This is a genomic window from Catellatospora sp. NPDC049133 (genome assembly GCF_040648455.1).
Taxonomy (GTDB): Bacteria; Actinomycetota; Actinomycetes; order Mycobacteriales; family Micromonosporaceae; genus Catellatospora; species Catellatospora aurea.
In genome coordinates, this window is sequence record NZ_JBEZDT010000006.1 from 161172 (window position 1) to 174708 (window position 13537).

Consider the following 13537-nt stretch of genomic DNA (forward strand, 5'->3'; position numbering starts at 1 on the left):
TCATCCAACGGTGACCGGCAGGTGCGTGTGGCCCCGCAGTGTCAGCTGCGCCCGGTACATGGGCTCGCCGGCGAGCGCCAGCCCCGGGAAGCGGGCCAGCAGGCGGGGGAAGGCGATCTGCGCCTCGGTGGTGGTGAGCAGCGCGCCGGGGCAGAAGTGCAGGCCCGCGCTGAAGGTCAGGTGCGCGTTGTCGGCGCGCTCGGGCCGGAACGTGTCCGGGTCGGCGAACCGCGCCGGGTCGCGGTTGGCCGCACCGAACAGCACCAGCACCGAGGAACCGGCCAGGACGGAACCCCGTCGATCTCGGCGTCCATCGCGGTCCACCGCGTCGTCAGCTGCGCCGGGGCTTCCAGACGCAGGAACTCCTCGACGTAGGACGGGGCGAGGTCCGGCTGCTCCCGCAGCCGCCGTGCCGCGTCCGGGTGGCGCAGCAGCACCTCCAACCCGTTGCCGAGCAGGTGGGTCGTGGTCTCGAACCCGGCGTTGAACACCAGCACCAGCGCCGACAGCAGCTCCTCGTGGCTCAGCGGGTCGTCGTCCGCACCGGCGGCGGACAGCACGGTCACCAGGTCGTCACGGGGGTCTGCGCGCCGCTGTCGAACAAGGTCGGTGAAGTAGGCGCTGAGCTCGGTCGCGGCCTTGTCCGCCACCGCGAACTTGTCGGGACCGCCCGCGTCGAGCACTGCGCCGATCGCCGAGACGTGCGGCTGGAACCACGGACGGTCCTCGGCGGGCACGCCGAGCAGCTCGCCGATGACGTTGGAGGGCAGAGGGAAGGCGAACTCCTTGATGAAGTCGACCTCGCCGTCGTGTTCGGCGAGACGGTCGAGCAGGTGGTCGACCTGCCGGGTGACGGTCTCGGCCAGGGCGGCGACCCGGCGGGCGGTGAACTCGCGGGTGATCAGGCGGCGCAGGCGCGCGTGCTGCTCGCCGTTGATGAACATCATCGAGTTCATCAGCACGGTCAGCGACGGGTGTTCGTGCCACGTGGGCAGCTGTGAGCCGAGCTGTTCGGCGTCCAGGACCCGGAAGGTCGGATCGCGCAGCACCCGGCTGACCGCGTCGTAGCCGTGCACGACGGCCGCGTAGTGGCCGGTCAGCGGCGCGACCGGGCCTGTGGCGTGCAGCGCGGCGTAGTGCGGGTACGGGTTGCGGCGGCCCTCTTCGGTGTGCAGGGCCTGGAGCGTGGCGGCAGCGGACACCCGCCCATAGTATTGATGAACATGGATGTAAGGGGTCAGTGTCGGATGTGCGACTCGCGTTGAGTGGCCGAACTGCTGCACGGTGTCGCCGTACCGCGCGGTGATCGCTTTGGGGTGCACCTCGCTCAGATTGAGCGGCCCCGACATCGACGCAAGGTGACAGTCACGTTTGTCTATCTGTACTCGCGTCGTCGTGTCAAGGCGACCCCGTGATCACTCGACTTGCCAGGCACCTGTGCGTATCTTGCGATGTCATTCGCCCAGGTGCCTGGCAAGTCGGATGATCTACAACCGAAGGCCGGGCGGTCAGGCCGATTCGTCGAACGGGAGCTTGCCCGGGTTGAGCAGGCCGTCCGGGTCGTTGGCGGCCGCGGCTGCGCGGATGCCGGGCAGGGCCGGTCCGTCCAGCAACCAGGTGTGCGGGTCCACGACGTGCACACCCAGCTCGCGCAACCGGTGGACTCCTGCGTACAGCGCCGCCGCGTCGTGGAACGGGGCGAGCAGCAGGCCGCCGAAGCCGCGTCCGCGTGTCGGGTCGGCCGGGTCGAGGAAGGCGCGCATGCCGTCCAGGTGCAGCATCGCGCCGGGCAGGGCCGCGCGGACCTTGTCCGGGTCGGTGACCAGCGGCGCCCCGCCGACCTGCAGGTGGCACAGTTCGGGCCGGGCCTTCTTGGCCCGCAGGGTGACGTGGTTGAACGACAGCGTCGACACGTAACCCACCGCGTCGGCATCGACCTTGTCGACCCGCCCGCCGTGTGCTGCGACGAGCGCCGCGACAGCGTCCACGAGCGAGGCGTCCACCACGGATCGCAGGCTGTGCCGCCCCTCTGGCAGCGCCGGGTCGGCGGGGTACGTGGCGGTCAGCGCCGGCTCGTCCAGCGACACCAGACGCGGCGCCGGGTCGAGGCGCAGCAGGCCGAGCCCGGCCTGGGTGGCGGCCGCGCCGTCGGGGAACGAGGCGAGCACCGCGGTCCAGTCCCGGGCCGGGGCGAGCTTGACGGTGGCGGTGGCGATGATCCCGGTGACGCCGTACGCATGCAGGTAGGGCAGGCACTGCGCGCCGTACGCCCGGCGGGGTTGGTCCTGCGGCGGGCAGCCGACCACCTCCAGGGCCTGCACGAAACCGTCCCAGAGCCAGCCGTGCTCGATCGAGCCGAGCCCGCCCGCGCCGCCGCCGAGGAAGCCGCCGATGGTGCTGCCGACGGTGGTCGGCATCATCGCGATCTCCTGACCGGTGCGCCGCGCCGCTGCCTCCAGCGCGACGAACGTCGCCCCGGCCTGGGCCTGGACCCAGCCGTTGCCGACTTCGAGGACGCGGTCGGCGTCGCTGAGGTCCACGACCAGCCCGCCCGCCAGTGGCACGGCCTGGCCGTAGTTGCCGGTGCCCCGGCCGCGGGGCACGACCGGGATGCCGTGGGCGTGCGCGAGCCGCACCGCGGTCTGGAGCTGCTCGGTGGAGTGCGGGCGCACCACGACGTCGGCGAGGCGGTCGGGCAGCACGGCCGACAGCAGCGGCGACAGGTAGGCCCCGTCGCGGGAGGCGGCCAGGCGCGCCGAATCCAGGGTGGAGACGCGGTCGGCCGGCAGAGCGGCCGCGAGCGCGTCGAGGAAGGCGGCGAGAGCCGCCGGGCTGGGGGCCCGGCGGCTCGCCCGCTGCGCGACGTGCGCCAGCGGTGGTGGTTCGACGGTGCTCACGAGGTCAGCTCAGCCCGATCGCCGGGTCGATGAACTCGTTCGTCACCAGGTCCTGGGCGGTCAGGCCCGCCTTGACCTCCTTGCGCTGGCCCGCGTAGATCGGGCCCACGATGCCGATGACCTGCTTGACCCGGTCGACGTCGAAGTCGCCCAGGGTGGCGTTGCCGCCGTTGCCGACGATCTTCAGCTTGAGCTGCTGCTCGACGCTGAACGCCGCCTGCTCCTTGCTGTACGGGAAGCCCTTGTACGCGTCGTTCAGCTTGATGATCAGCTCGTTGGTGGCGGCGAAGTCCTTCACGTACTCCACCTGCGAGCGCTGGATGATCGGGACCAGGCGCTTGAGGCACGCGGCGTGCTCGGCCTTCTTGTCCGCGCGCACCACGACGGCCTCGGGGTAGATCGGGTAGCCGGTGTCGTGGATGAGCTGGAACTTGACCGGCTTCTTCCACTGCGGAAGGGCCTTCTCGTAGATGAACGGCTCGTTGGTGGCGAAGCCCTGCTGGGCGATCTTGCCCTTCTCCGCGAGGAAGCGGGTCGGGCTGCCGTCGTACGCGCCGTCGACCTGCCCGCGGCGCAGGGTGCCCGAGCCGGTGAGGTAGTCCATGTAGGTCGCGCCGTTGAAGAACAGCACCTTGGTGTCGGTCTTGCCGATGTCGACGATCGAGTTGAAGCCCGGGTTCGCCGCCGGGTCCCACATGATCATGTAGGGGGCGATGTCGAACGGGGCGACGACCGCGACGACGGGCTGCTTGGCCGACAGGCCGATGGCGTCGTCGGTGGCCACCTGGCCGAGCATGATCGACGGGTCGGCGTACATCTGCGCGCCGGCGTTCTGGAAACCGATCGCCGGGCCGCCCGCGCGGATCTCGATGTTCACGCCGGTGCTCTGCCCGCCCGCCATCAGCGGGCCGGTGACCTTCTTCGCCGCGGCGTCGATGGTCGGCGTGGGGCCGAGCAGGTGGTAGAGCGCGCCGTGCTCGGCCTCGGGCGTCCACGCCGCCTGGACCACCACGGTCGCGGGGCACACCGCGGCGAGGTCGGTGGAGCCGCTGCCCGCGCTGGGCGCGGGCGGCGTGGCGGGGTCGGCCGACTGGCAGCCCCCGGCGAGCAGCATCGCGACCAGCGCGGTCGCGGCACCGGCCCGGTGCAGCGGCCTTCGCGAGGCGGGAAGGGCGTTCATATATCTCCTTTGTGGGGGGTGTGGGGTGAGGGAGCGGGTCAGTGGGCCGCGCCGCCGGTGTCGGGCCGGCGCTGCTGCGAGGAGTGCCAGGCGGTGGCCCGGCGGGCCAGCACGCCGAACAGCCAGAAGACGGCGACGCCGAACGCCGAGGCCAGGAACACCGCGGCGAAGAGCATCTCGGACTGCAGCCGCCGCGGATACACGTAGATGAGCTGGCCGAGGCCGGGTTCGCCCTGCTGGAAGAAGAAGTCGCCGACGACCGCGCCGATCACCGCGGCCCCGGCCGAGATGCGCAGCCCGGTGAGGATCGCGGGCAGTGCCGCGGGAAGCTGCAGCTTGACCAGCCGGGTCAGCCGCCCGGCGCGGTGCAGGGTGAACAGGTCGTGCAGCGCGGGGTCCACCGAGCGCAGGCCGAACAGCGAGTTCGCCACGATGGGGAACAGCGCGATCAGCACGCAGGTCAGCACGCGGCTGGGGAACCCGAACCCGAACCAGAACCCGAACAGCGGCACCAGGGCCAGGATCGGCACGGTCTGCAGCGCCACCGCGTACGGATACAGCGAGCGCTCCACCCAGCGGGCCTGGCTCATCAGGATCGCCAGCGCCAGGCCGAGCACCGCGGCGCAGATCAGTCCGGTCACCGCTACCTCGGCCGACAGCCGCAGCCCGGCCAGCAGTTCGGCGAGGTTGACGGGGTCCAGGAAGCCGACCTTGACGACCTCGTGCGGCGCGGGCAGCAGGAAGCGCCGGTCGGCGTCGATCAGCACGTAGCTGCCGAAGTACCAGGCGGCCAGCACGATGGCGGCCACCGCCGTGGGCGGCACGAGCCGCCGGGACTGCCTGGCCAGGCGGGACTGCCGGGTCATGCGGCGACCTCGATCCGGTCGGCGGCGCCGCCCTGCAGCAGGGCGGTCACCTGCGAGGTCAGCTCGGTGAAGGCGGGGGAGAAGCGCACCTCGGGCAGGCGGGGGTACGGCAGCGGCACCGCCACCTCGCCGACCAGCCGACCCGGGCGGTCGGCCATCACCAGCACCCGCTGCGACAGGTAGACGGCCTCGGCGACGGAGTGGGTGACCAGCAGGCCCGCGAACGCGTCAGCGGCGAACAGCTCCTGCAGGTCGTCGCCGAGCCGGCCGCGGGTGATCTCGTCGACCGAGCCGAACGGCTCGTCGAACAGCATCAGGTCGGGCCGGCCGGTCAGGGTGCGGGCCAGCGAGACCCGCATCCGCATGCCGCCGGACAGGGTGCCGGGCAGCGCTTCGGCGACGTGCGACAGCCCGACTCGGCGCAACGCGTCCTCGGCTCGTTCGCGGCGCTCGCCGGCGGGCACACCGGTCAGTTCACCGGCCAGTTCGACGTTGCGCCGTACGCTGCGCCAGGGCAGCAGGGTCGGGTCCTGGAACACGAAGCCGAGCCGCTCGCTGGCGCGGGCGACCGTGCCCGTGGTCGGTGCGAGCAGCCCGGCGGCCAGCCGCAGCAGGGTGCTCTTGCCGCAGCCGGAGGGCCCGACCACGGCGGTGAACTCGCCGGCGGCCAGGTGCAGGGTCACCCCGTCGAGGGCGAGGGTGCCGCCGGGATATCGCACGCCGACCGCCTCCATCGTCAGGGCGGGGATGCCGTCGTCGGTCACGCGGTACGTCCTATCTGTGCAGGGCTTATCTGTGCCTCGTGGTCGTCCGGGTGGTGCCGGGTGACCGTGGTGCGGGCGACGATCCGCCCGCCGTGGACCACCAGCCGGTGGGCGGTGGTGGTGGCCAGCGCTTCGCGCAGCGAACCCGCCCGTACGGCCAGCAGTTCGGCCGGTGAACCCGGGGCGACGGCGACGGGAGGCAGCCCGGCGGCGCGCCGGGCCTGGGCGCTGACCGCGTCGTACGCGGTCTCGGGGGTGTCGTGGCCGGCCAGCACCAGCAGCGCTGCCGTCTCCAGGGGGTCGCCGCGGCCGAGGATCTGGAACGGGTCCTGCAGGTTGTCGCCGCCCGCGGCGACCGTCACGCCCGCGGCGCGCAGCGTGCGCAGCGCGGTCAGCCCGCGCGGCACGGCCCGGTCGTGGTCACGTCCCTGCAGGTACAGGTTGGTCTGCGGCAGGCAGGCCACGGCGATCCCGGCGCGGGCGACCTTGTCGGCGAGCGGCCCGGCCCGCTCGGGGTCCATCATGCCGAGGCTGACGCAGTGCCCGGCGAGCACACCGTGCGGGAAACCGGTCGCGGTGACCGCGTCGGCCAGCAGTTCCAGCGAGCACGGCTCGGGGTGCAGCCATTCGTCGATGTGCAGGTCCAGCGGGACACCGTGCCGGGCCGCCAGGTCGAGGCAGATCGCGATGCAGCCGGCCGGGTCGGGGTCGAGCCCCGGGCACGCCCCGACCGCGTCCGCGCCCGCCGCCAGCGCCTCGGCCAGCAGCGCGCGGTTGGCGGCCCCGGCCTCGCCGGTCAGCGGCACGGCCGCGAACGCGGTGACCTGCACGGCGCAGCGCCCGGCGGCCGCGTCCCGCACCGCGAGCACCGCCTGCAGCGCCCGCAGGCCGATTCCCTCGCCGAGGTCAGCGTGGGTGCGCACGGCGGTCGCGCCGTGGCCGAGGTAGCCGTCCAGGGCCGCGCGGGACGAGCGCTCGACCTGCTCGCGGGTCAGCGACGGCCGGTACGCCAGCCAGGCGGTGACCGCGCCGAACAGGTCCCCGGCCGGGTTGGGCACGGCGTCGGCGCTCAGCGCCTTGTCCAGATGGGCGTGGATCTCCATCGGGGCGGGCAGCAGCAACTGACCGTCCAGCTCGACGACCTGCGTGCCGGCGGTGTCAACGGTCCCGGCCGGCTCGACGCGTTCGATCGTCGCGCCGTGAACCCGCACGTCGACGCGGCGTCCGTCGGTGAGCAACGCGTCCCGCAGCAGCAGGGGCAGGCCGGTCACGGCTTCGGCTCCGGGCTGCTCCACCGGGGCCGGGTCGAGGCCAGCTCGATCGGGTACACCAGCCGGTAGGCGCGGTCCTGCCACTGCTCGACGACGGCGGCGGCGAACTGGTTCTGCCCGTCGTCGCCGAAACGCACCCCGTCCCACGGCATGATCAGCTGTACGGCGGACAGCGACGTGCGGCGCAGCGCGGTCCGGATCGCGGCCGGGTCGGCCGAACCGGCCGCGTCCACGGCCGAGGCCAGGGCCATCGTCGCGGTGAACGCGTCGGCGGCGACCGCGCTCATGGGTTTGCCGTTGCGCCGCTCGTACAGCTCGGCGACGAGCCGGGCGGTCGGGTCGCGCTGGGCGAGGTCGGCCGACCACGGCACCGCCCGCAGCAGCGCGGCTCCGCTGTCGGGCCGTTCCAGCGACCGGAAGCCCTGGCCGAGGCCGACCAGCGTCGGACGCCCCTTGGTCTCGCCGACGGCGTCGGCGACGGCGCGCGCCCCGGCCGCGGTCTGCGTCCACGCGACGACCGTGTTCTCAGGTTTCTCGGCGAGCGGGTCCCGCAGCCGCTCCGCGTCAGTCGCGCCTTCCTTGATCGTCAGCGACGCGGTGACCGGGACACCCGCGCGGCGGGCCAGCTCCCGCAGGCTCGTCACGGCCGCCGAGGAGCCGCCCCGCCCGGACTCGGTGATCAGGGTGATCCCGCCCGATCCGGCCCCGCGCCGGGCCAGCAGCGCGAACGCGGCCTCGGTGAGCCGGCTGTCACTGGGGCCGATCCGGAAGTACCAGTCGATGCCGAGTTCGGTGAGGTAGTCGTCGCTGGTGCGCGCGTCGAGCAGCGGCACCCGCAGGCGCTGCGCCTGGCTGGCGGCGGACTCGGCGATGTCGGCGGACTCCGCCAGCACCAGCCCGGCCACATGCTCCTGCTCGGCGAGCACGGTCATCGCCGCAGACATGGTCTCGGCATGCCCGGCGGTGTCCCGGGCGGCCAGGCTCAGCCGCGCGCCGCGCCGGCCCGGCAGGCCGGTGCCCGCCGCCAGCGGCAGTGGCAGGTCGGGGTGGGCGTCGTTGACGATGTCGACGGCCAGCCGCGCCCCGTTCACGGCGTCGACGCCCCAGCTCGCGTCGGGGCCGCTGAGCGGCGCCAGCACACCGACCGCCAGCGGCTGCGGGCTGTCCGGGGTGGACGTGCACCCGGCGATCAGCAGGGCGACCGAGGCCAGGCAGCACGCCAGGCGCAGCGGATTCATGGAAACACGCTCCGATGTGGAAACCAGCCGGTGCCGATGATCGTGGACCGGGGTATCTTTTCGTGCGCGCCTGAGAGTTTCAAGCCCTGGCGTCGTATGTGTTCCGTTAAATAAGTTCATCCCGGATCCTCTTGCTGCGGCGTCACAGCCGACGGTTAGATGTACGCAGCAAGACCTAGATCACTCTGATGTGGACTGAGCAAAGTGTACGGAGGTCGTCCGGTGACGGATCAAGGGCGTCGCAGCGGGCGGGCGACCGGGGCCCACCGCCGCTCATCGCCGCTGCGTACGCGGCTCTGGCGGGTGCCGACCAAGCTCGCCGCGGTGCTCACCGTGCCGCTGCTGGGCTTCCTGGCGGTCGCCGGTGTGCAGATCTCCGACTCCGTACGCACCGCCACCGATCTCGACGCCTTCTCCCACCAGGTGTCCCTCGGCGACGAGATCACCACCCTGGTCCACGAGCTGCAGAACGAACGCGACCGCACCGTCGGCATGCTGGTCTCGCTGTCGGCGGGCGGCTCCCCGGCCCGGGACGTCTCCGGCCTGGCCCCCGAGCGCACCGCGGTGGACCGCGCCGCGGCCCGCTGGCGTTCGGCCGCCGCGGAACTGGCCGCCGAAGCCGCGCTGGCCGTGCCCTACCGGACCGCCCAGGACCGGCTCGACGAGGTCGCCCGGCTGCGCGCCGGGGTCGCCGGTGGCTGGCTGCGCGCCCAGGCCGCCTTCGACGCCTACTCCGGCGTCATCGCCTCGCTGCACGCGCTGCTGCCGACCCCCGCCGACGTCGGCGGTGACGCCGCGCTGGGCCGCCTGGTGCGCGGCTTCAGCAACCTCGCCCTCGCCAAGGAACTCACCGCGCAGATCCGCGGCCGGTTGTACATGCTCTGCTACGGCGCTGCCTTCGAGTCCGCGCCCGGCACCCGCATCGCGCAGGCCCGCGCCCAGCGGCAGGCCGCGCTGGCGGCCTTCCGCGCCGACGCCGACCCCGCGCAGGTCGCCCGGTTCGAAGACGTCGTCGCCGGCCAGGCCGTGCGCAATGCCAACCGCCTCGCCGAGACGATCGTCGCCGCCGACCCCGAAGCCGGTGTCGACCCGCAGCAGTGGTGGTCGGCCAGCACCACCGAACTCGAACAGCTGCGCACCGTCGAGCAGGACCTGCTGGCCGGCGCGTCCGAAGCGGTCGCCGCGGCCAGCGGCAGTCAGTGGCTGACCACCCTTCTCGGTTCGCTGGTCACCATCGTGCTGCTGCTCGCCGCGCTGCTCATGTCCATCGTGATCGGCCGCAACATGGCCTCGACACTGCGCTCGCTGCGGGCCCAGGCGCTGGTCGTCGCCGAGGTCGCGCTGCCCGGCGTCATCGAGCAGCTCCGGCTGGCCCCGACCGTCGCGCCGCCGGTGCACGTCGAGCCGATCGTGGTCGGCTCGCAGGACGAGGTAGCCGAGGTAGCCGAGGCGTTCACCGCCGTACACCTGAGCGCGGTGCGCCTGGCCGCCGAGCAGGCCAGCATGCGGCGCAACGTCAACGAGATCTTCATCAAGCTGTCCCGGCGCAGTCAGACCCTGGTCGAGCGGCAGCTGCAACTGCTCGACACCATGGAGTCGGCCGAGGTCGACCCGGACAAGCTCGGCAACCTGTTCCGCCTGGACCACCTCGCGGCCCGCCTGCGTCGCAACGACGAGAACCTGCTCGTGCTCGCCGGCGGTGACACCGCCCGGCACTGGAACCGGCCGAAGGACCTCAACACGATCGTGCTCGCGGCAACCGCCGAGGTCGAGCACTACCAGCGGGTCCACCACGACACCCCCGACGGGGTCTTCGTCGTCGGCCATGCCGTCGCCGACGTCGTCAACCTGCTCGCCGAGCTGCTGGAGAACGGCACCGCCTTCTCCCCGCCCGACACCACCGTGCAGGTGCGCGGCCAGGCGCTCGCCGACGGCTCGGCCGAGCTGGTCGTCGCCGACGACGGCATCGGCATGTCCGCGCAGCTGCTCGTCGAGGCCAACCAGCAGGTGTCCGAACCTGTCAGCATCGACACCTCGGCGGCCGAACGGATGGGCCTGGTCGTGGTCGGACACCTGGCCCGGCGGCACGGCATCACCGTGCAGCTGACCTCGGGCATCCGCGGGGTCACCGTGCGCGTGCTGCTGCCCGAGGCGCTCATCGCGCCCGCGCCCGCCGACGAGCCCGGGATCACGCCGCCGGAGGCCGAGACCGGCGAGGCCGCCCTGTCCAGCCTGCGCCGCCGCGTGCCGACCAGGTCGGAGGACGTGCTCGCGCCGGAGCGGCGGACGCCGAGCATCTGGTGGAACCGCGACGCCGACGCGCAGATCGATGCCGCGCCCGCGGCCGAATCCGCGCCGCAGCCGCCCGCGCTGACCAAGGCCGGGTTGCCCGCCCGCACCCGCCGATCCGTGCCGCAGGCGGCCCAGGCCGTGAGCACCCGCTACGAGGCCGACCCGGACGCGCTCGGCGACACGCTGACCAGGCTCTACGCGGGAGTTCGGCGTGCCGAGGCCGAAGACGCCGCCGGCTCGGACCCGGTCCCGTCGGCGGTGCCCGCACCCCGGACGTCACCCGAGGCGACCACGGCACCCGAGGCGACCACGGCACCCGAGCCGGCGACGGCGCCAGAGTCGGCCACGGCGCCTGAGTCACCGGCGGTGACCGAGCAACCAGCACCGACCGAGCCAACGGCCCCGACCGGGCCTGAGCCGGAACATGACGACGCCGAGGGGCGGACCGAGGCGGAGCGGCAGCTGACCCAGCCGGCCGGCAAGTGACAGGAGAGTGGACGCAAATGGCGATCAGCGCAGCGGCGCGTGACTTCAACTGGCTCATCAACGGATTCGCCGAACGCGTGGCCGGTGTCGTGCACACCGTGGTCGTCTCGTCGGACGGCCTGCTCGTGGCCGCCTCGGACCGGCTGCCGCGCGACAGCGCCGACCAGTTCGCGGCGGTCACGTCGAGCCTGGTCAGCGTGACCAAGAGCGCGGCGGGTCTGTTCGACGGCGACTCGGTGCGCCAGACCGTGGTCGAGATGGGCCGCGGCTTCCTGCTGGTGATGCCGATCCGCGACGGCTCGATCCTGGCCTCGCTGACCGCCGCCGGGGCCGACGTGGGCGTGGCCGGCTACGAGATGGCCAAGCTGTGCAAGCAGGCAGGCGAGGTGCTCACCCCGGCGATCCGCGCCGAACTGCAGCAGTCCCTGCCGCAGGTGCAGCACGTCGGCTAGCTTTCGGCGCACCCGGCGAGCTGCCGCTCAGCGGAGGCGTCCGCGGTCCGCTGCCAGAAATCGAGGAACGCAGGGACCGGGTCGCGTACTTCGGCGGGCATTGCGCGATGGTGTCTGCGCGCGGATACATCTTTTTTGATGTGCCCACATCAAAAAAGATGTATCGCTCGCTGGACCGGCATCGGATACCGGTGTCGCGGTTCGCCGATGCTGTTTGATCTCCGCCGGAGCCGTGCGAGGATGAACGCTCGTTCGCTCGTCGACGGGTAGGAGTGGTCATGCGCTGGGTGTGGCTGGTGCTCGGAGTGCTGCTGCTGCTGTCCGGGATCGTCTGGACCCTGCAGGGCCTGGACCTGCTCGGCCAGTCGGGTGGCATGAACGGCCAGAAGATCTGGGCGATCATCGGCCCGATCACCGCGGTCGTCGGTCTGCTGCTTGTTCGTCTCGGGCTGCGGCGTCCGGCCGGCCAGTAGCGATCCGACGTCACCGCTCGCCGAAGGCCTCCCCGGTAGTGGGCACCGGGTCGGCGTCGGCGGTCCGGCCGGTGCGCAGCGCGAGCCGATCCAGTACCAGGACCTGCACAGCGCCGATCACGGCCGCGACGAGCAGGCAGACCGGCAGCGGATACAGCCAGCCGGTCGGGATGCCGCCATCCTCGCCGGTGTAGCCGAAACTCGTGATCGCCTGCATCACGACGACCTGCATCGGGGCGCTGTCGGGCCGGAAGCCCGCGATGAGCGGCCACAGGGTGTCCTGCGCCTGGACGATCCACGTCACCAGGCCCGCCAGCCCGACGACGGGCAGCGCCAGGGTCCACCGGACTCCCCGGAACAGCAGCGCGGACCCGAACAGCACCGGGATGGTCAGCGAGGCGGGCGGGATCAGGAACAGGAACTCGCTGCCGTCCTCGGTGCGGTGCATCCAGGCGTCCGGGGCGAGCCCGGCGAGTCCCACGAACAGCCACGGCGCGAACGGCAGCAGCAGCAGTTCGCTGCGGTCGCCGAGCGGCCGCAGCGCGCCGATGCCGTATCCGGCCAGCGCCGCGGCGAGCACCCCGACGACGGTCGAGATCAGCGGCGGCAGCCAGGTGTAGGACAGGTGCGTGAAGACGCTTCCGATGACGGCCTCGGTGCCGAAACTCACCGAGTTCAGCAGCCACGGGGTGAGCCCGGCCAGGCCGAGCAGCAGCAGGACGCCGGTGACGACGGCGGCGGCCGCGCGCCACCCGGCGTTGCCGGCCGGAGCCGTCTCGCCGGCGGGCTGGTCCACGGTGACCACCTGGGCGCGGGCCAGGACCAGCCACAGCCCGATGCCGATGCCGAGCACGCCCAGCACCAGCCACAGCAGGACCGCGTCGGCCGAGGCGATGCCCACCCGGAAGGTCCGGTACGCGTTGTCGAAGATGAGCACCGACGGCGACGCGTGGCGCGGCCCGTCGGGGAGCCGGCCCAGCAGGTAGGGGAAGCCGAACGCCTGCAGGCCGACCGCCAGCGCCGAGGCGGCGATGACGCCGGTGACCAGCAGCACGCCGGGCACGGCGTCGCGCGGGCGGGTCGAGCGGCGGAACACCAGCAGGTACGCGGTCGCGCCGAGGCCGACGACGAGCCCGAAGAAGGTGAGGTACTGGGCCAGCATCGGGTTCAGCCCGCCCGGCTCGTCGAACGTGATCACCCAGGCGAGGGCCGCTCCGGAACCGGCGAGGGCGGCCATCGGCAGCGCGAACGCGATCCGGGCCGTCCACCGGCCGGCCCGGCCTGCGCGTGCGGCGAAGTAGGCCAGCGCGCCGCCCGCGCCGACCGCCGTGAGCGTCACCAGCACGGCGAAAACCAGCGGCCAGACCAGCGAGCCCGCGAAGTCGGAGAACGTGGCCGAGTAGTTGTCGAGCCCGACCGGATCCGAGTCCTCGCGCAGCATGTCCACGTCGGTGAAGCTGGCCAGCACGGTCCGCACAGTCGGCACGGCATACCCGCTGATCAGCAGCACGAGCGCCGGAACGACGGCGAGCAGGCCGAGCAGCACGCGAACGGGGGCGGCAGAGGTCTTCGGCGCGGTGTCGGTCACAGCCGCCGATCATAGTGCTCGCCTGCGACA

At 72.8% G+C, this 13537-nt stretch carries 10 protein-coding genes and 1 pseudogene; 3 read left to right on the plus strand and 8 right to left on the minus strand.

Features of this window, described 5'->3' with window-relative positions; genetic code table 11:
- From AB0B35_RS08720 to AB0B35_RS08750, 7 genes and pseudogenes are all read right to left on the minus strand, one after another.
- Positions 1–1202 (minus strand): annotated as a pseudogene (locus AB0B35_RS08720) (cytochrome P450).
- A gap of 306 nt (positions 1203–1508) precedes the next feature.
- Positions 1509–2897 (minus strand): FAD-binding oxidoreductase, encoded by a 1389-nt coding sequence (locus AB0B35_RS08725; protein ID WP_361042549.1) that lies wholly within the window; start codon positions 2895–2897, stop codon positions 1509–1511.
- Positions 2898–2901: 4 nt separating this feature from the next.
- Positions 2902–4077, minus strand: a complete 1176-nt coding sequence (locus AB0B35_RS08730) for a hypothetical protein (RefSeq protein ID WP_361042552.1) — start codon at positions 4075–4077, stop codon at positions 2902–2904.
- Positions 4078–4115: 38 nt separating this feature from the next.
- A complete protein-coding gene (locus AB0B35_RS08735) occupies positions 4116–4943 on the minus strand; it encodes an ABC transporter permease (RefSeq protein ID WP_361042554.1) in 828 nt (275 codons plus the stop codon).
- Complete coding sequence (locus AB0B35_RS08740) at positions 4940–5707, minus strand: ABC transporter ATP-binding protein (protein ID WP_360527547.1); 768 nt, start codon at positions 5705–5707, stop codon at positions 4940–4942. Before AB0B35_RS08740 ends, AB0B35_RS08735 begins: the two co-directional genes overlap by 4 nt.
- Positions 5704–6978 (minus strand): amidohydrolase family protein, encoded by a 1275-nt coding sequence (locus tag AB0B35_RS08745; RefSeq protein ID WP_361042557.1) that lies wholly within the window; start codon positions 6976–6978, stop codon positions 5704–5706. The genes AB0B35_RS08740 and AB0B35_RS08745 overlap by 4 nt, the downstream gene beginning before the upstream one ends.
- Positions 6975–8216, minus strand: coding sequence for an ABC transporter substrate-binding protein (locus AB0B35_RS08750; RefSeq protein WP_361042560.1), 1242 nt, complete (start codon positions 8214–8216; stop codon positions 6975–6977). Before AB0B35_RS08750 ends, AB0B35_RS08745 begins: the two co-directional genes overlap by 4 nt.
- Positions 8217–8438: 222 nt before the next feature.
- Between AB0B35_RS08750 and AB0B35_RS08755 the strand changes: the two genes are divergently transcribed.
- From AB0B35_RS08755 to AB0B35_RS08765, 3 genes are all read left to right on the plus strand, one after another.
- On the plus strand, positions 8439–10994 hold the full coding sequence (locus AB0B35_RS08755) for a nitrate- and nitrite sensing domain-containing protein (protein ID WP_361042562.1): 2556 nt from the start codon (positions 8439–8441) through the stop codon (positions 10992–10994).
- A gap of 23 nt (positions 10995–11017) precedes the next feature.
- Positions 11018–11446 carry a roadblock/LC7 domain-containing protein gene (locus AB0B35_RS08760; RefSeq protein ID WP_360528243.1) on the plus strand — a complete coding sequence of 143 codons (429 nt, stop codon included), beginning with the start codon at positions 11018–11020 and terminating at the stop codon, positions 11444–11446.
- A gap of 278 nt (positions 11447–11724) precedes the next feature.
- Positions 11725–11919 (plus strand): hypothetical protein, encoded by a 195-nt coding sequence (locus AB0B35_RS08765; protein WP_361042565.1) that lies wholly within the window; start codon positions 11725–11727, stop codon positions 11917–11919.
- Positions 11920–11929: 10 nt separating this feature from the next.
- On the opposite strand, the gene AB0B35_RS08770 is transcribed toward AB0B35_RS08765, so the two are convergent.
- Complete coding sequence (locus tag AB0B35_RS08770) at positions 11930–13507, minus strand: hypothetical protein (protein WP_361042567.1); 1578 nt, start codon at positions 13505–13507, stop codon at positions 11930–11932.
- Positions 13508–13537 lie beyond the last annotated feature (30 nt).

Bases quoted from the DNA above. Each gene is read 5' to 3' on its own strand.
- AB0B35_RS08730 (WP_361042552.1), bottom strand. From the start codon at position 4,077: ATGAACGCCCTTCCCGCCTCGCGAAGGCCGCTGCACCGGGCCGGTGCC.
- AB0B35_RS08735 (WP_361042554.1), bottom strand. From the start codon at position 4,943: ATGACCCGGCAGTCCCGCCTGGCCAGGCAGTCCCGGCGGCTCGTGCCG.
- AB0B35_RS08750 (WP_361042560.1), bottom strand. From the start codon at position 8,216: ATGAATCCGCTGCGCCTGGCGTGCTGCCTGGCCTCGGTCGCCCTGCTG.
- AB0B35_RS08765 (WP_361042565.1), top strand. From the start codon at position 11,725: ATGCGCTGGGTGTGGCTGGTGCTCGGAGTGCTGCTGCTGCTGTCCGGG.